16 protein-coding genes and 5 tRNA genes (1 of these 21 cut by a window edge) are annotated in these 19004 nt (G+C 42.6%); all 21 read left to right on the top strand.

The genetic code is table 11. The annotated features are described in order from the left end of the window. Window positions 1–58, top strand: a tRNA-His gene (locus tag AAHF22_RS19020); it begins 15 nt to the left of the window's first position. A 23-nt stretch (window positions 59–81) separates the two neighbouring features. Beyond that, window positions 82–156 (top strand) — tRNA-Gln (locus tag AAHF22_RS19015). A gap of 14 nt (window positions 157–170) precedes the next feature. Continuing rightward, window positions 171–245, top strand: a tRNA-Gly gene (locus AAHF22_RS19010). Between the two features lie 14 nt (window positions 246–259). After that, window positions 260–333, top strand: a tRNA-Cys gene (locus AAHF22_RS19005). 10 nt (window positions 334–343) lie between these two features. Next, a tRNA-Arg gene (locus tag AAHF22_RS19000) sits at window positions 344–417 on the top strand. Window positions 418–1822: 1405 nt separating this feature from the next. Further along, window positions 1823–2134 (top strand): LiaF transmembrane domain-containing protein, encoded by a 312-nt coding sequence (locus AAHF22_RS18995; RefSeq protein WP_347326606.1) that lies wholly within the window; start codon window positions 1823–1825, stop codon window positions 2132–2134. A 589-nt stretch (window positions 2135–2723) separates the two neighbouring features. After that, entirely contained in the window at window positions 2724–3395 is a 672-nt protein-coding gene (locus AAHF22_RS18990) for a PspA/IM30 family protein (RefSeq protein WP_347326605.1), read from the top strand. Window positions 3396–3397: 2 nt separating this feature from the next. Further along, a complete protein-coding gene (locus AAHF22_RS18985; RefSeq protein WP_347326604.1) occupies window positions 3398–3901 on the top strand; it encodes a PspC domain-containing protein in 504 nt (167 codons plus the stop codon). A 1-nt stretch (window position 3902) separates the two neighbouring features. Further along, entirely contained in the window at window positions 3903–4637 is a 735-nt protein-coding gene (locus AAHF22_RS18980; RefSeq protein WP_347326603.1) for a PspA/IM30 family protein, read from the top strand. A 145-nt stretch (window positions 4638–4782) separates the two neighbouring features. Next, complete coding sequence (gene liaF / locus AAHF22_RS18975) at window positions 4783–5451, top strand: cell wall-active antibiotics response protein LiaF (RefSeq protein ID WP_347326602.1); 669 nt, start codon at window positions 4783–4785, stop codon at window positions 5449–5451. A gap of 472 nt (window positions 5452–5923) precedes the next feature. Then, window positions 5924–6022 carry a hypothetical protein gene (locus tag AAHF22_RS23920; protein WP_371834087.1) on the top strand — a complete coding sequence of 33 codons (99 nt, stop codon included), beginning with the start codon at window positions 5924–5926 and terminating at the stop codon, window positions 6020–6022. A gap of 106 nt (window positions 6023–6128) precedes the next feature. Continuing rightward, window positions 6129–7190 carry a sensor histidine kinase gene (locus AAHF22_RS18970; protein ID WP_347326601.1) on the top strand — a complete coding sequence of 354 codons (1062 nt, stop codon included), beginning with the start codon at window positions 6129–6131 and terminating at the stop codon, window positions 7188–7190. A 4-nt stretch (window positions 7191–7194) separates the two neighbouring features. Continuing rightward, window positions 7195–7842, top strand: a complete 648-nt coding sequence (locus AAHF22_RS18965) for a response regulator (protein ID WP_347326600.1) — start codon at window positions 7195–7197, stop codon at window positions 7840–7842. Window positions 7843–8188: 346 nt separating this feature from the next. Continuing rightward, window positions 8189–9742, top strand: a complete 1554-nt coding sequence (gene zwf, locus AAHF22_RS18960; RefSeq protein ID WP_347326599.1) for a glucose-6-phosphate dehydrogenase — start codon at window positions 8189–8191, stop codon at window positions 9740–9742. A 159-nt stretch (window positions 9743–9901) separates the two neighbouring features. After that, window positions 9902–11485 (top strand): peptide chain release factor 3, encoded by a 1584-nt coding sequence (locus AAHF22_RS18955; protein WP_347326598.1) that lies wholly within the window; start codon window positions 9902–9904, stop codon window positions 11483–11485. Between the two features lie 826 nt (window positions 11486–12311). Beyond that, the gene (locus AAHF22_RS18950) at window positions 12312–12974 is read left to right on the top strand and encodes a potassium channel family protein (RefSeq protein WP_347326596.1); all 663 of its coding nucleotides are present in this window, start codon (window positions 12312–12314) and stop codon (window positions 12972–12974) included. Then, entirely contained in the window at window positions 12974–13768 is a 795-nt protein-coding gene (locus AAHF22_RS18945) for a TrmH family RNA methyltransferase (RefSeq protein WP_347326595.1), read from the top strand. Before AAHF22_RS18950 ends, AAHF22_RS18945 begins: the two co-directional genes overlap by 1 nt. 262 nt (window positions 13769–14030) lie before the next feature. Next, complete coding sequence (dndB, locus tag AAHF22_RS18940; RefSeq protein ID WP_347326594.1) at window positions 14031–15125, top strand: DNA sulfur modification protein DndB; 1095 nt, start codon at window positions 14031–14033, stop codon at window positions 15123–15125. Then, window positions 15115–16605, top strand: coding sequence for a DNA phosphorothioation system sulfurtransferase DndC (dndC, locus tag AAHF22_RS18935; RefSeq protein ID WP_347326593.1), 1491 nt, complete (start codon window positions 15115–15117; stop codon window positions 16603–16605). Before dndB ends, dndC begins: the two co-directional genes overlap by 11 nt. Before the next feature lie 18 nt (window positions 16606–16623). Next, on the top strand, window positions 16624–18621 hold the full coding sequence (gene dndD, locus AAHF22_RS18930) for a DNA sulfur modification protein DndD (RefSeq protein ID WP_347326592.1): 1998 nt from the start codon (window positions 16624–16626) through the stop codon (window positions 18619–18621). Beyond that, window positions 18618–18995, top strand: a complete 378-nt coding sequence (gene dndE, locus AAHF22_RS18925) for a DNA sulfur modification protein DndE (RefSeq protein ID WP_347326591.1) — start codon at window positions 18618–18620, stop codon at window positions 18993–18995. The genes dndD and dndE overlap by 4 nt, the downstream gene beginning before the upstream one ends. The last annotated feature ends 9 nt before the right edge of the window (window positions 18996–19004 follow it).

The raw sequence follows: 19004 nt of genomic DNA, 5'->3' as shown, positions 1-19004 counted from the left end.
GGGTTAACGCATCGGACTGTGACTCCGACATTCGCGGGTTCAATTCCCGTCGATCGCCCTTTATTTTTCTTTTCATACCGTAGGGGGTTAGCCAAGCGGTAAGGCAACGGACTTTGACTCCGTCACGCATAGGTTCAAATCCTATACCCCCTGCCATATTTTTTAAATTAGCGGACGTGGCTCAGCGGTAGAGCATCGCCTTGCCAAGGCGAGGGTCGCGGGTTCGATTCCCGTCGTCCGCTCCATTTCAATTTTATACGGCGCCATAGCCAAGTGGTAAGGCACAGCTCTGCAAAAGCTTTATCCCCAGTTCGAATCTGGGTGGCGCCTCCAGTATTATTTTGCGCCCTTAGCTCAGCTGGATAGAGCGTTTGACTACGAATCAAAAGGCCAGGAGTTCGAATCTCTTAGGGCGCGTTTATAAAGAAGACTCATCTTTTCTGAATACTCAGAGAAGGTGAGTCTTTTTGTTTATTCGCTTGTTGGCATGATATAAAACATTAAGATACATGATACATTGTAGTGAATTTGCCGACACACCTGGGAGACGCCAACTGTTTTGCTGGAACATCAATCACTCGAACAAGAAATAGGGGCACAGACTCTGCTGTTCTATAAGAATAAGAATCTATGGAAGAGGAAGTTGTTGTAAATTTCTGTACTCAAAAGCAGTAACATATTGCTCTACCCCAATCATCCTCTCATTGAACCCCGTTTTAGGAGATCACTTACACTAGAAGAGCTACTCTATTTTTCTGACTCAAAATCACTTTCTCATTGAATCCCATGTCAGAAATTTACTAACATCGAAGCTGTAAGATATTTTACTTTGCACAAATCATTCTCTCATTGAATCCTGTGTTAGGAGATCGCTAACACTAGAGTTTGTTGTTACCCCTTATTTCCTTCCCACAGTTCCTACAGTTTCCGCAGTGAAATGCTGCGTGCAGATATGTGAGTTTGCACATACGCACGCTGTAATACCCTAACCAACTCCAATTCAAAAACTAATCTATTCGATCTTATGAAATCTACGTCTGTATTCCACTGTAAACGCATCTATGCTGTTCTATATTCTATTTCATATCTAGCCATATCTATTTCATATCTACCCATTTCCGATGCAGTGGTATGAACGTGTTAGATATATAGGTTTGACCATACACTATGTGTCTGACTGTGCAATACACTAGGTACTACTAGACACTATATGTATACGACTGGAACGGAGGATCTGAAGACGCTAGAAGAGTCTCCTACTGTTGTAGTCCAGAACAGTCCCCGTCTAAGGTCTAGGTCAAAATACCATCCGTAGTCCATTTCAGGAAAGCGGATATTTTTATAAGATGTAAATATGAAAGACAGCAATGATGCAACCCGGGATGTAGTAAGGCTAACTTAGTACCCAGTGAGTAACAGAAGATAAGAAATGTAGGTAAACTGAATGTAGGTAAAAGGTAAGAAAGACAATGCGTTAAGGTAACACAATTAACTTAAGCAAATAGTGAAACGCTTAATGCTTTGATCGGAATCGTTAAATTATTTTAGTTAACTGTACTAGTAGTTAGCTATACCAGTGAACAACTACATTAATCAGTCATCGACCAGCATTGAGTAGCAATTACTAGCAGTAAACAGTAGTAATGAATGCTTCACTCCGAAATAAATTTAAGACAATGAATGCATCCGAACAATAATGAATGCAACCGAACAACAATGAATGCAATCGAACAACAGTGAATGCAACCCAACAACAACGGGTGTAACTACACAATGAATTTCACTCTAAATTGAACATCTCATTTAAGGGAGGTGAATGACCATGAATATCAACCGTAAAAGTATAGCGGCTGTCGGATTGATTGTGATCGGGGTTTTGATGGTGTTTGGTAAGTTTTCGCCCATGTTACATAGTCTGATGAGCCATTTGATTGGACTGATCTTCCCGATCGCGCTGATCGTACTTGGTTACTATGCGCTGCAAAATGGACGTAAAGTACTGGGAACGATTTTGGCAGTCATCGGTACACTCGTTATTTTCTCCAAGCTGTCGTTTCTGATCGGACCGATGATCGGAATTGCACTGGTAGCTGGTGGAGTGTACATGCTGAAAAGTCGCCGTCAGACGTATTAATATTTTGCTCATCTGCATATCATTTAGGCATCAACAGATAGAATGACGATCAACAAGCTTGTAGCAAGCCTTGTTTGCAAAAGGTAAAGCAAGCATCGGTACTCAGTAGCCAAGTGTATACCTTATTTATGTAGGATGATTTATCAACTTTGTGCAGTCTTATTTATGAACTTTATGCCTTGTTCATAATAAAGTAGACACATGATAAATTATGAATTAACTACAGCATGAACAATGAAGTAGATACGTGATTTAGGAGTGGCTTATAATATAGGTTAACAATCAAGCATCCGTTTTATTGTTCGTAAGGATTGTATAAATATAGATTCAAATGAGGCATAACGATATTAAATGAATATTAAGGTCAAATAAAAATAAGTGCAATAAAGCATCAAGAACTACGAAATATCTGTTCTGAAAAAGCATCTATCTCAAAAAGTATCGGTTCCAAAATATAGCAAGCACTGTTCTTCTTAGGGCATTCCTTTTTACCGATATAAATAAAGAAGCAATGCTAGTCGTCATATCAACGACAATCTGTATATGAATACCAATCTGTGTACTACCGTAAGGGAGGGAATATGTATCCATGAATATGTTCAAACGTATACGGGACATTACCGTAGCTACTTTAAACGAAAAGCTGGAGCAAAGTCAGGACCCGGTGAAGCTGATCGATCAGTTTTTGCTGGATACGCGTCACGAGATTGCTGAAGCCGAGCAGCTTCATCATAATATCTCTCAGCATACCCGTCAGTTGCAGCATCATGTAGAAAAAGCTTCTGCGATGCGTGAAAAGCGTGAAGAGCAGGCAATGCTCGCTTTGAAGGCAGAGGAAGAAGAACTGGCTCGCATGGCGCTACAAGAAAAAGTGATGTATGAGGAAAAAGAAACACAATATAACGAGCTGCTGGACAAAAACCGCGAAGCGCTCAACGAAATTGAATACCAGCTGAACACACTCAAGTCGGAATACCAGATTGTGTACAGCAAACGCGAGTATTACCATGCACGGATGGAGACGCTGCGCTTGCAGCAGCAGATGAACCGCCGTTTTGGTAACGGGATGAACAATATGCCATCCTTTAACCGTCTGGAAGATCGAATCTCTGATTGGGAACTGGAAGCGAAGGCGATGCGCGATATTCGTCAGGGTGAGGATACGTACACGACTGGCTCTGATCCAGCCAAAACGATTGCGCTTGATGCAGAGTTGGAACGACTCAGACGTAAGCTTGATCAGCAACGGAGGGAGGGCTGAATATGCGGCCAAAGTTATACCGATCGGCACAGGACCAAATTATTAGCGGCCTGACCGGCGGGTTGGCGCAGTATTTTCAAATTAATGCTACTCTACTGCGGATTCTGTTTATCCTGTCGATCCCGTTTACCGGGGGCACTACAGTATTGATCTACTTGATTTCGATCTTTGTTGTACCCAAAGAACCACCGATGTATTATCCGCCAGAGTTCAACCATTACGATCCGCGTCATAAAGAAGATCGTTATGGCGGCCCACGTGATACGTATGGCGGCTACTGGGGCACTTCGCAAAATGCGTATGAGCCGAACATGTATGATGCACCACATAAAAGCAATACACGCTATTTTGGTAAAAATCGTCCACCTTACGAACAACCGGAGCCGCTTCATCCGAAGAAGGCGAACCTGGACGCAATGATGGAAAATATCGAAACGAAAGCACTTCGTAAAGAGGTCGAAACACTTCGTCAAAAAATTGCTCAATATGAGAAGGGAGATCAATAACATGGGAGTATTTAAAAGATTGAAAGATATGACAAAGGCGTCGGTAAATGAAATGCTGGATAAGGTGGAAGATCCGATTGTCATGCTAAACCAGTATTTGCGCGATATGGAGGCAGAAATTCATCAGGCAGAGGTAACGGTAGCCAAGCAAATGGCGAATGAGCGCCGTATGAAGCAACGTCTCGAAGAAGCGGGCCGCATGGCGGTGCAGCGTGAAAGCCAGGCGACGGCTGCACTGAAAAGCGGTCAGGAAGAAGTCGCACGCCGTCTGCTGGAAGAAAAACTGTACTTTGATCAAAAGTATACGGAATATGGCGATATGCATGCACAGGCAAAAGAACAGGTTGCTGGTCTGATGCAACAGCTGCATGAAATGAAAGATGAGTTTTACAAAATGCGTAACAAGCGCAATGAACTTGTATCCCGTGCACAAATGGCCAAAGCGAAAAAGCAAATGTCCAAAATCAACTCGGTGGATTCTCTGAACCGTGGCGGCGCATCGATGGGCTTTAGCCGTATGGAAGAGAAAATTATGCAAATGGAAGCAGAAGCGGATGTACTGCGTGTACCGTATAACGCTTCCGGCTACAATACACCGTATGTGAGCGCAGAGCAGGCTGAAAAGCAATTGAAAGTCGATGAGCAACTGAACCTGCTGAAAAGCAAGCTCGCTGGCCCATCTTCCCCAAAAACGATCGAATCAAGCGCAAGACCAGCTGACGAATCGACACATTAATTCACCAAGCAAACGTATAATATGATATGCTATGACATGTATGTGCACGTTATAGCAGGGATGAAAGCCATACAGCGTGTGCCTTATGCATGCGGTATGGCTTTTCTAATCAAATTGCCGGAATCGGCGGTAAAGGAGGTGTGACATGAGTAGAAAGAGAGAAGTAGCCGCAGTCGTGCTGATCAGTATCGGGTTGCTTATTTTGTTGGAACCGTTTGTAGGATTTTTTACGATTGTCGCACTTGTTTTGCTGCTGATTGGTGTACTTGGTTTGCGCCGTGGTAAAATGCGCCAGGGGTATATTTGCCTGGCAAGCGGGATTGGGTTGCTGCTGCTGGATCATATTATGCTGCTATTCGGGATCGTATTGATCTCGCTCGGTTGGTTTTATATTCGTGCCAATAAAGCGCATCATGGGCAAAAGCATCGCACACAGCAAAACTTTGTCCGTACATCTCAGCATAATCGTGATCCGTGGATGTTGCAAAGCAGCAGCTCATGGCATGTGATCGGCGATATCGATTATGATTTATCGCTTGCGATCGCAGATGAGTCAGAGACGGTGCTGTATTTCCATGGTATTATTGGTGATCTGGATTTTACGATTCCAGAGGAGTATGGTGTAGAGATTGAAGCGAATGTATTATTTGGACAGATCGGCTTTAACTCGGATCAGCGAACAGGGACGCAGCGGCGTCAAGGCATTTGGAATCGAGTCGAATGGCAATCGTCGAATTATGAAACGAGTGTGCAGCGTGTGAAGCTGGTTGTGTTTTATGTGGCAGGGGATTTAAATATTCGGTTGTCTGCTTAAAGGTGTTTCTTAAAGACATGTATTAAAAACCGTATTAAAAACCATATTAAAAACCATATTAAAAACCATATTAAAAACCATATTAAAAACCATATTAAAAACTCCTCTTAACACGTATAAAAAGAGCTTTTTCAAAAGTGCTCATTAGAATGGTTATTTATAAATGGGCTACTTATGAAAGCGTACTGAGCCTGATCGATCTGTGGATAGATAAGTGCCGAACGATCTTAGCACATTCGAATAGGCTGAATCCAGGTTTAGCCCTATTTGACAATTTAAATTGTTTTGTAATTTAAAATATATGGAGATAATATGAAGAACATCTGGATTGGTGTATGTTTATTAGTGTATGCAAAGGTTATGTATCTCCTCATTGTAGGTGCACTAATCAGAGCTACATTGATCGGAGTTACACTAACAGAGCTGCATTGATTAGAGCTACATTGATCGGAGTTACACTAACAGAGCTGCATTGATTAGAGCTACATTGATCGGAGTTACACTGAGCAGAGCTGCATTGATTAGAGCTACATTGATCGGAGCTACACTAACAGAGCTGCATTCATCATAGCGATATCGATCATAGTATAGAAACGTTCATCGACCTAACAATATATGTTCTAAAGCATAGAAGCTGTAACGCTATAGGAACAGGGACGGAATGGAGGGACGGACGAGTGAAAAAGGAAAAAACTGCTGACCTGATTGTCCGCAGTATGAGTGAAGGATTGCTGCTGGCAGTCCTTTTATTAGTTGTCATCGTATATGCGCTTTATTCGTCCGGTCATCTTCTAATCGAAAATTCGTGGGAAGCATGGATAGGCACAGGCATAGCTTTGCTTATTCCAGCGCTCGTAATCGGTGCGTTATTCGGGCTATATCATGCGCTACGTTTAAAGATGCGTATTGATAAGCTACGTGAAACGTTACTGATGTGGGAAAAGGGGAACTGGTCGCAAACAGCGCCCACATGGGGAAGTGATGAGTGGGCAAGACTGAGTGAGCAGATGGATCGGATTGGCAAAAAGTGGGGCGATCAGATTACGAGCTTACAGCGTTTGTCGACCAACAATGCACAGCTTGCCGAGCAGGCGCGTGTATCGGCGATTATTGAGGAGCGACAGCGGCTAGCTAGAGAGCTACATGATGCGGTGTCTCAGCAGCTATTTGCCATTTCAATGACAGCGACGGCGGTTGGGCGTACGTTTGACAAAGACCCGGATCGGGCGAAGCGTCAGGTACAGCTGATTGAGGAAATGTCTTCGGTGGCACAATCCGAGATGAGAGCGCTCTTACTTCATCTGCGTCCTGTCTATCTGGAAGGCAAACAGCTGTACGAAGGAATTAGCGAGCTGGTGCAGGAGCTGAAGGCGAAAATACCGATGGACATTGTGCTGGAAATGGATGAAGAGATCCGCCTGGTAAAAGGGGTGGAAAATCATCTGTTCCGGATCGTACAGGAGGCGTTATCCAATACGCTGCGACATGCTAAAGCAAGTCGAATGGAGATTCGGATCGTACAGCGTGTGGATGCCGTCCGTGTGACGCTCCGAGATGATGGTATCGGTTTTGAACTGGATGATACGAAGCAGACATCGTATGGACTATCAACGATGCGTGAGCGCATTAATGAAGTGGGCGGTACGATTCAATATATTACCGCTCCGGGTAAAGGGACACGGATTGAGATTGTGGTACCGATCGTGACATTAAATACAGAAGAAGGCAGGTGGGCATAATAAGATGGATAACAGTGAACTGATCAAAGTATTGCTGGTCGATGATCATGAGATGGTGCGTATCGGGCTGGCTGCTGTACTGGATACAGAGGACGGCATTGAAGTTGTTGGCGAAGCAAGCAATGGTATGGACGGGATTCGGCTAGCTACTGAATATCATCCGCATGTTGTGCTGATGGATCTCGTAATGGATGGCATGGATGGGATTGAAGCTACACGCAAAGTGCTGGAAATTAATCCGGATTGTAAAGTAATCGTACTGACTAGCTATCTGGATGATGAGAAAATGTATCCGGTCATCGAAGCAGGCGCATTTAGCTATTTGCTTAAAACATCACGTGCGAGCGAGATCGCCGATGCGATTCGGGCTGCGGTGCGTGGACAGTCGGTATTGGAATCACAGGTCGCTTCCAAAATGATGAGTCGTTTCCGTGAGCCGGTGGAGCGTGCACTGCATGAGCAATTGACTGAGCGTGAAATGGATGTACTGCGTTTACTCGCGCAGGGTAAATCCAATCAGGAAATTGCCGACGAACTGATTATCGGCATTAAAACGGTCAAGTTCCATGTGACCAATTTGCTGGCGAAGCTAGGGGTCGAAGATCGCACGCAGGCAGCGATTTATGCGTATAAAAATGGTTTGGCGGAATAGTACGTTTAGAAGCGTACATCATATATGTATTGGGTGCGCGTATTCGTAAGGTTTATTAGCTTTCATTTTAGTGAGTATAAGTACATTTGATAGGTGGTCAGATAGTCGGAACGAGGGTAATTATGATAAAATACGTTTGCCGGATCATTCCAACTGCTTTTAAAAATTAAAAGTAAGTGATTCTCTTGGGGCGCTTGGAATAACGTTCACAAAGAGAATAAATACGGCACGTATGATGGATCATTGCATCATGAGCACCATATCTACAGACGTGATTTTTGTGCAGTACCTTGTCAGTATGCAGTCAAACAGGTGAACAAAAATTTACATAGAAAGTGGATGAGCCATGACAGACAACCCGATGTTAGATACGACGCAAGCGCCTAGTGCGGTATTTTTTATTTTTGGAGCGACAGGTGATTTGGCAAGCCGAAAGCTGTTTCCCGCGATCTATAGCTTATATCGTGAGGGCAAGCTAGCTGAAGATTTTGCAGTTATTGGTGTAGCGCGCCGTCCACGTACAAATGAAGAGTTTCGCGTGAATGTGCGCGATTCGATTGATGAATTTTGCCGGTACAAGGTGAAGCCTGATGAAGATTGGGATACGTTTGCCGCTCATTTTGAATATAAATCACTCGATATTAACAATGTCGACGGCTTCCGTGAGTTGAACGAACAGACGGAAGTGCTGGAGAAGAAGTTTAATATTCCGGGTAATCGCCTCTTTTTCCTTGCGCTTGCGCCAGAGCTGTTCGGCAGTGTGTCGATCAATCTGCGTGATGGTGGCATGCTGGATGCAGAGGGCTGGAATCGTCTCGTGATTGAGAAGCCATTTGGTTATGATCTGGATTCGGCACGCAAGCTGAATGCAGAAATTAATGAAGTGTTTAAAGAGGATGAAATTTTCCGGATTGACCATTATCTTGGTAAAGAAATGGTACAAAATATCGAGGTGATTCGCTTCGGTAATGCCTTTTTCGAGCCGCTCTGGAACAATCAGCATATCGCCAATGTGCAAATTACGTTGAGTGAAACGGTTGGTGTTGAAGAACGTGGTGGGTATTACGATCATTCCGGTGCATTGCGGGATATGGGTCAAAACCATATGCTGCAAATGCTGGCGATGATCGCGATGGAACCGCCAAGTCGTCTGATGCCGGAAGATATTCACGACGAGAAGGTGAAAGTGCTGCGCTCGCTGCGCCCGTATTTGACACCGGAAGAAGTGGATAATAATGTGGTGCGTGCTCAATACACGGCAGGCAAATCCCGTGATAAAGAGTTGAAGGGCTATCGTGAGGAAGATAAGGTCGATCCAGAATCAAATACAGAGACGTATTTTGCCGCTCGTGTATTCGTAGACAGCTTCCGCTGGGCAGGTGTACCATTCTATATCCGGACAGGTAAACGACTGCCCGTAAAAACGACGGAAATTATCGTTGAGTTCAAACGGATGCCGACGAACGTGTATCTCGGTCAAAAGCATCATCTGGAACCGAATCTGCTCGTCATCCGCGTTAACCCGATGGAAGGCATTTATGTGAAAATTAATGCCAAAAAGCCAGGTTCGGATTCGGAAATTCAGCCGCTGGCAATGGAGTTTTGCCAGAGCTGTATGATCGGGATCAACTCGCCAGAAGCGTATGAGCGTCTGCTGGAAGATGCCGCACAAGGTGATTCCACTTACTTCACTCGCTGGGATGAAGTGGCGGCAGCATGGAGCTTTATCGACCATATCGACAATGCCTGGAAGCAGCATCCACAGGATGTGAAGACATATCCAGCAGGCTCGTGGGGACCGGATGAAACGCATAAGCTACTGGAACAGGATGGCTTCCACTGGTGGCCGGTCAATGGTCAGGATGAAGATGATGTAGTATGGACAGCGAATAGTCGCTAATTTGGCATAAACGATAGACATCGCAGCGTTCATTCACGTACAATAGAATCATCGATGAATGCAGGAAAACACTCTTATGTTTGCTATACATAAGGGTGTTTTTGCTGTGGATATGGTACAATGTTAACAGTCTATTTAAGCGATGAAGGGAAAATGATAATGAGTAAAACGATAGATACAGAATTGCAACGCGAAGTCAATAAACGCAGAACGTTTGCAATTATTTCTCACCCGGATGCGGGTAAAACAACACTGACGGAAAAATTGCTCCTGTTCGGAGGCGCTATTCGTCTGGCCGGTACGGTTAAAGCGCGTAAAGCGAGTAAACACGCAACGAGTGACTGGATGGAGATCGAGAAACAGCGGGGGATCTCGGTTACGTCTTCCGTGATGCAGTTTGACTATAACGGTCATCGGATTAATATTTTGGATACACCGGGTCACCAGGATTTCAGTGAAGATACGTATCGTACACTGACCGCTGCCGATGCGGCTGTCATGCTGATCGACGTAGCGAAAGGTGTCGAGGCACAGACGATCAAGCTGTTCAAAGTGTGTGCGCAGCGCGGGATTCCGATCTTTACCTTTATTAACAAACTCGACCGCGAAGGTCGCAGTCCGTTCGACCTGATGGAAGAACTGGAACAGGTACTCGGTATCCGTTCGGTGCCCATGAACTGGCCGATTGGAATGGGACGCGAGCTGTGCGGTGTATACGATCGGATGAAGAGTCAGGTGGAGCTGTTCCAGGGCGATGACCATTCGAAGATTGAAGTTCGTAAAGTCGAAGATTATCGCGATCCGCTGATCAAAGAAATGGCAGGCGATTTTCTGTATGAGCAACTGAGTCAGGATATTGAGCTGCTGGACGTTGCTGGCGATCCATTTGACTATGACAAAGTCATGCGCGGCGAACTGACGCCAATCTTCTTCGGTAGTGCGATCAATAACTTTGGTCTGCAAACATTCCTCGAAAACTTCCTGGAGCTGGCACCGAAGCCAGAACCGCGTCGTAGCACCGAAGGAATGATCGAGCCAACACATGAGAAATTCAGCGGTTATGTGTTCAAAATTCAAGCGAATATGAACCCGGCTCACCGTGACCGCATCGCTTTCCTGCGTATCGTATCCGGTAAGTTTGAACGTGGTATGAGCGTCAAGCATGTACGTGTTGGTAAAGATATTAAGCTCGCACAGCCACAGCAATTTCTGGCACAGGATCGGGATATCGTAGAGGATGCCTATCCAGGCGATATTATCGGTCTGTTCGATCCAGGTATTTTCCGTATTGGCGATTCACTGAGTCAGGGCAGCAGCATTGTGTTCGACGAATTGCCAACGTTCTCGCCAGAGATTTTCGCTAAAGTTACCGCGAAAAATGCGCTGAAATACAAGCAGTATCAAAAAGGGATCGACCAGCTGACAGAGGAAGGTACGATCCAGGTGTTCAACGCCGTAAGCTTCGACGATACGATTCTCGGCGTTGTCGGTCAGCTGCAATTTGAAGTATTTGAATACCGGATGAAAAATGAGTACGGTGTCGATGTACAGTTGCAACGTATGCCGTTCCAATTCGCACGCTGGGTCGTTGCGGAGAACCTCGATCCATCTAAATTCCGTATTAACTCAACACTGGTGAAGGACAAAAAAGGTAACTTTGTTGTTCTGTTCGAAAACGAGTATGCGATGCGCACGGCGATGGAAAAAAATCCAGATGCGCAATTCTTGCAGACGGCTCCGTAAGGAGTAGAGGTGGTAAGGGTAGTTTAAAAGCATGGAGAGTAGGGAAAGCACTAAAAGCTGAAGTGATCGAAGCATTCCGTAACTCCGGCAACTCGTAAGGAAAGCACTAAGAGCACTAAAAGCACTAAAAGCACTAAAAGCACTAAAAGCACTAAAAGCACTAAAAGCACTAAAAGCACTAAAAGCACTAAAAGCACTAAAAGCACTAAAAGCACTAAAAGCACTAAAAGCAGTGCAGCTTTCGCAAAAGGTAAGGTAAGTGCTTTGTAAAAAGAAAGTGTTTATAAGAAGATATTTTTTTGTGAAAAGAAATGTTTCTGTAAGAAGATACGGTTCTGTAGGGAGTAGTTGTTCTGTGAGCAGCAAGACGAGCACGTATACGAATGAGCAAGCTGGATACGACGGTGAGCTTGGACGTATAGATGTAAGCAACTGTGCTGCATGATTGGATTAAGATGACAACAATAGCAAGCTGAAATTGTGAAGCTCGCTCCAGTGTTGGGACAGTGATTCATGATATCGTGGTATAGTTCAGAACTGTGAAGTGTATAAGCGATGCGACATCATAGATGCAATATCATATCCATTCGACCTTATACATCAAATGCCAAATGTTCAGCTCACCCGCTAAAGTCTGGTTGTATTCAAGCAGAGCATTCTATAGCGCTATCCGTATCATCCGAATAGATATGTTATTTTCAACATCAATCATTCGAATTAGAAACTCGAAACGGATCTATAACCGCAGATTGTCCGGCAGCCTACAACGGTATCACTGCCTGCCGGACAATCTGTTTTTATTTTGAACATCAGATGGAGGTAAAACATGGCAAGAAAGCAGTATGCAATTATCGGAATCGGGCGTTTCGGCTCTAGCATTGCCCGTACACTGAGCGAGATGGGCTTTGACGTGCTGGCGATCGATTCAGATGAACAGCGTGTACAGGAAGTATCGCATATCGTTACCCAGGCGGTAGTCGCAGACTCGACGGATGAAGAAGCGCTGCGAGCGATCGGTTTGCGTAACTTTGACGTGGTCGTCGTGGCGATTGGGGAAGATATTCAATCGAGTATTCTCACGACGCTGATCCTCAAAGAAATGGAAGTACCGACCGTGCTGGTGAAAGCGCAAAACGATCTGCATGCCAAAGTCGTACAGCGAATCGGTGCAGATAAAGTCATTTTCCCAGAGCGCGATATGGGGATACGTGTTGCCCACCATCTGACCTCACCGAATGTACTCGACTATATCGAATTATCTGATGACTACAGCATTGTCGAAATGAAAGCATCTGATTCGATGATCGGCCGTAACCTGATCGAACTCAACATCCGTGCTCGTTATCAGTGTAATGTAATGGCGATCAAACGGAACAATCATATGAATATCGCGCCTGCACCAGAAGAACAGCTGCAACCAGACGACATCGTCGTTATCGTCGGTCAAAAGCACGACCTGATCAAACTGGAAATGGACATGGAGGACTAATGGAGATACTATCGACACAAAATGCCCGTGTGAAAGAATGGGCAAGCCTGCTGGACAAGAAGCATCGCGACAAACTGAATAAGTTTATTATCGAAGGCATTCACCTCGTTAGCGAAGCGCTGCGTAGTGACTGGGATATTCAATATATTGTGTATGATACGGAAAAAGGCATTCCGGCGGAGTTAAAAGAAGATATTGCCGCTTATGATGGCGGAGCGCAGTATGTGGCGGTATCGCAGGCGGTGCTGGAAAAGTGTACCGATACACGTACACCACAGCCGGTGTTTGCGATTGTGCATAAGCGGAATGCGTTGCTGTCCAGCTTGCTGAAGGAAGACTCGGCGATCGTGATGGTACTGGATGGCGTGCAGGACCCAGGAAATGTAGGGACGATTATTCGCAGTGCGGACGCGTCTGGTGCGAAGGGGATTGTGCTCGGTAAGGGCTGTGCGGATCTGTACAATCCGAAGACGATTCGGTCGACGATGGGATCGTTGTTTCATGTGCCGGTGTTGGAGGCGGATTTGAAAGAGGTATTGCCTGCGGCGAAGGAGCAGGGGGTAAAGCTGGTGAGTACGTCGCTACAGGCGGAGACTTCGTGTTATGAGTATGATTTTCGCAGTGGTGGCTGGATTGTGATTGGGAATGAAGGGAAAGGGATATCGGCGGAGACGGCAGAGTTGGTGGAGGAGCATGTGTTGATTCCGATGCAAGGGCAGGCGGAGTCATTGAATGCGGCGATGGCGGCTACGGTGTTGTTGTTTGAAGGGATGCGGCAGCGGACATTAATGTAAATCTATGCTATAATATAAATAGCTTAGTGAACTTCAACAAGCTGGCTTCAAGGCTATGAATCTATAGATTTTAAACATATAATTGATGATAAATTACTCAAGCAGAGTATCGATTAAATACGATACTCTGCTTTCTATTTCATCAGAACTTTATTGAAAATTAAGTTAAACCTTTGTTTGAATGCATTGAATAATATTTATCTCTCATGTAAAATGATAACTGCAAAAACTAAAATTACGTACGTAATTAAGGAGGATGCTGATGAACTTCAGTTATACTTTTCCTGCTCTTAGAGGCCTTCAAGCAAGTAGAGAATTCTATACTGTAATGTGTCCTTTACGCTTGATTCCTAAAATATTTTTATTCGATGAGGAAGAAATTCCAGCAGAGCATCGTGCTCAACGATTGATGAATAAAGCCAGGATTCCAGAAATGACAAACTACATCCTAGAAAATCCTAAAGACTACATATTTTCTTCGCTAACTGCTTCTGTAGATGGCGAGATGGTCTTCAAAGAACATTCTAAGGATTTGAAAGATATTGGTCATCTTACTATATCTCTGGATTCGAAATTTCTAATCAATGATGGTCAACATCGTAGAGCAGCGATTGAAGAAGCATTGAAAATTTCACCTGATCTGGGAGACGAGACGATATCGGTGGTCTTTTTCCATGATCTTGGACTTACTCGCTCTCAGCAGATGTTTTCAGATCTGAATCGACATGCGGTCAACACGACTTCATCGATCGGAATCTTATATGATCATCGAGATCAACTTTCGCTTATTACAAAGGATCTTTTAACAAAAATCCCTTTGCTAGAAAGGTATGTAGATCGGGAGAAAGTAAATCTTTCGAAAAATTCGCCTAAGCTGTTCGCGCTTAACCATATCTTTAATACCAATTGTCGCTTATTAGGTAAAAAGAAAGGCGAAATCGTTTCGGAACAAGAAAAAGAGTTCGTGGTGAAATTCTGGGAAACACTTTGCGCTTCGATCCCAGAATGGGAAGATGTATTGCAAAAAAAAGCCTCTTCGAGAGAACTAAGAGCAACTTCTGTTGTAGCCCACGGTATCTTTTTAGAAGCTATCGGTATTATAGGACACTACTTGTATATATATCATCCAGATGAATGGGCCAAATATATTAGCAAACTCAAAGGTATCGATTGGCAACGAGACAATAAAGCAGACTGGGAAAGTCGAGCATATGGACCAACAGGTCGAATTAATAAGAACAATGAAACGATACAATTAACTTCTAACAAAATTAAATTGAAGATTGGGTTACCTCTTACGGAACAAGAACAGAAAATTGAAGACAAAATAAAGGAGGTTCCTTCTCTTGGAACTTAATATATTTAATACAGGCACGAAATTTACTGAAGCGAAGGAATTAGTAAAAGAAGTATATCTGACAGATGAACGTCCATGGGTAGTTGGCTTCAGTGGAGGTAAAGATTCTACTGCTGTCGTTCAGCTTGTATTTCAGGCTCTTCAGGAGCTTGATGCATCTCAACTGCATAAAAAAGTATATGTGATTTCGTCAGATACTCAAGTAGAGACGCCGCTTATTATTGATAAAATTACGCGCACGCTAGGTAGAATTCAAAAGAAAGCTTTAGAACTCGGATTACCCTTTGAAACGCAAAAAGTGCGTCCTAAAGTGGATCAAACATTTTGGTCTTCTATTATTGGTAAAGGATATCCAACTCCACGTCAGAAATTCAGATGGTGTACAGATCGGCTGAAAATTGAGCCTGCGAATCGATTTATTTTAGATAAAGTAGATCAGTTTGGCGAAGTGATTATGCTACTTGGAGTTCGGGATTCAGAAAGTGCAACTCGTGCTGCTGTTATGCAGTCTCATACGATCGAAGGGAAAAAGCTTATGCGACACTCTACTTTGAGAAATGCATTCGTGTTTGCGCCAATTCGTACGTTTGATGTGGATGATGTATGGGAGTTTTTGCTCCAATATGAATCACCTTGGGGCGATGATAACAATGAACTACTTGAGCTTTATCAAAGTTCCAATAGCGAGTGTCCATTGATTGTAGATAAAGAAGTAAAAGAGAGTGCGGGTTCTTGCGGGAATAGTCGGTTTGGCTGCTGGACGTGTACAGTAGTGAGTGAAGATAAGGCTCTAAGTGGATTTATTAATAATGGCATAGATTGGCTTCGTCCATTGTATGATTTTAGAAGTTTCTTAGTTCAAATTAGAGAAGATTATTCTAAAAGACAAAAGCAACGGATGAATGGTGAAGTATATTTGCTGCCATATCATAGTGATGAGCCAGAATATGGAGAAATGGTTATATTGAAGTCCGAAATCAAACAATATTTAGATGATAATAATATTAATTTAGCTACTGTAGAAGAATTGAATATGTTAGTTAGAGACGAGGATGGTTCTCTTAAACGTTTTGGTGTTGGACCATTCACTATTAAAGCTCGTGAAGAGATTCTACGACAACTATTGCGTACTCAGAAACAGATACGTGAACTACATGATCCAAATATAGAGTTAATTACAGTTGAAGAATTAAAAGCTATTCGCAAATATTGGCATGATGATCTGCAATGGGAAGACCGACTGCCTTTAATTGTTGAAGAAGAAACCGGCGAAACGTATGATTGGGATCATAACGATCGTCCTGTATTTAAAGAAGATCAATTGACTGATCTGGAGACACTTTGCCAAGAAGAAGGCGTGAATTTAAGTGTTCTCAAACAATTAATTTCAGTAGAAAAGGATTATTCTGGTGTTAAGGTAAGACGTGGCCTTTTCCAGGCCTTCGATAAAACTCTGAAGCAAGACTTCTTGCATCTTTAAAAGGTGGACTAGCTTTTCATGCAAATCACTAAACTGTTGCTTCGTAATATAGGGGCCTATCATGGGCCACATAACTTTGATTTTAATACCACATCTGATAAAAATGTTATTCTGATCGGTGGTAAAAATGGTGCTGGTAAAACAACTATTTTAGAGTCTTTACGAATCGTATTATTTGGTTCTTTAGCTTATGGGTTTGTTAATGACAATGAGCCGTATTTTCGTGAAATTCATTCTTTACTCAATCGTTCCGCTATGGAAAGTAATAGTAGCGAATTTCAAATTAAATTAGAATATACGGCTACAGAAGAATTCGAAAACGTTCATTATGTACTAATGCGAGAGTGGTATTTCAAAAATGAGAAGATAAGAGAAAGATTTAGCGTATTGAAAAATGGTAAGCATCTAAGTACTCAACAACAATCTGATTTTCAAAATAGATTACGTGAAGAAATGCCTCCACGTCTTTTTGAACTTTGTCTTTTTGATGGAGAAGATGTTTCGAGGATTGTTTCTGACGAAAAGATCCCAGAGTATCTGAATGATGCGGGTAAGATTTTGTTTAATTTGGATCTTTTTATGAATTTAGAAAAAGATCTACAAGCTTATCGATTGCAGTATGCTCAAAAGAATGCTAGTGCAGCTAAAGAAATTACGGAGCAAGAAAGCCTGATCAGCCAAATAAATGAATTGCAAAAGTTCATTGAAGAACGGCAAATGCGTATTGAATCTAGCGAAGATGAAACTTTTCGTTTAAATGATGAAATAAAGCAGCATAAAAAAGATTTTGAGGAGCATGGTGGTTTGCTTCGAGATGAAAGGCAACAACTATTAAATGAAGTAAATACTATTGAAAGTAAGAGAAAAGCAAATACAGAACAGATTCGTTCATTTATAACTTCTCTAATGCCTTTTTATATGACTAGAGATTTATTAGGTAGGGTGGTAAAGCAACTTAACTTGGAAAAAGAGAATGAGTCGTTTGAGTATGCATCTTCTGCTTTAGATAAAAATAAATTAAATGATCTGATTCACGAGCTGCAACAGAGTATTGGTCAAATCCATGTGACGTATGATATCGATCATCTGCATAAAGGTATTCTATCTATTATGCAGCCCGAAAATATCAAATTGATTCACAGAGCATCATTTGCACAACGCAGCGAGATCCAAAATCTATTCAATCAAATTCAAAAGATTGATGCTCAAGATTATATTCAACGCTTTGATCAGAATGCTAAGATGCTGGAACAATCTCAAAAACTACGTAAATTGATCGAGAATAATGACCAATCTAGTGAGTTTAAAGAAATACTAGAACAAATTGAGATCAAAACTAAACGTGTTGAGCAACTACGTTTGTTAATCGAACAATATAATAAAGAGGTTCACGAAGCTAATGAGACGATTCGTTTGCATACTTTGGCTTCAAACAAAATTACAGATAAAATACGGGAATATCATAAAGCAGAGAATTCTTTTGTCATGACTGAAAAATTGCTATTAGTTAGCCAACGATTCAGAGAACGTCAATGGCGTAAGAAACTGGATGATGTAGCGAAAGAAGCAACCAAAATGGTCAATATTCTTTTCCGTAAAAAAGAATATATTGACCGTATTCATATTGATCACTTGACTTTTGAATTACATCTATATAATCGTCAACATCATATTACTAAAGAGCGCCTTTCCGCAGGGGAAAAAGAAATGCTGATGCTAACGATCATCTGGGCGATGTTTAAGGTGTCAGGATGGAAACTGCCTTTTGTTTTCGATACTTTAATGGGCCGACTAGATCAAGATCATAAGCGAGCATTGATTCAACACTTCATTCCAAGATGTGGTGAACAAGTATTAATGTTTACAACAGATTCCGAAGTTGGTGCAGAACAGTTTGCTTTATTGAAAGATTTTACAGCAAAATGTTACACACTAGAATTTGATTCAATTACACATAGCGCTAAAATTGAAAAAGGTCGCTACTTTACGATCAGTGAGGAGAGCAGCCTATCATGAACTTTACTCTAAAAACTTCTAAATATGCGAAAGATGTTCTCACTCAATTGCATGCATCAACAGGAATTACGCCAAATATTTTAATTCGTTATGCGGTTAGTCTTTCACTTAGAAATAGTATATTAGATGGAAGTGTAGAGCCTGTAACGAAAGATTTCGCAGATGGTCTGGTACTTAATCGGAATACAGTTACTGGAGAACATGACTATGTATTCAAGGCATTGATTACGCAGGTAGCAGGAAAAGAGTTATCGGATGAAGAGTACTTCCCTGGTTATTTTAATGCTCATTTGGAACGTGGGATTCGTTCACTTGCTTCGGAATATAAGAGTGCAGGAAACTTTGAGCGCTTTATTCGTGCGTTATTACTCTAAGAAAGTGGG

Source organism: Paenibacillus wenxiniae (assembly GCF_039822605.1).
Lineage (GTDB): Bacteria > Bacillota > Bacilli > Paenibacillales > Paenibacillaceae > Saccharibacillus > Saccharibacillus wenxiniae.
This window is presented reverse-complemented; position numbering and strand designations above follow the sequence as displayed.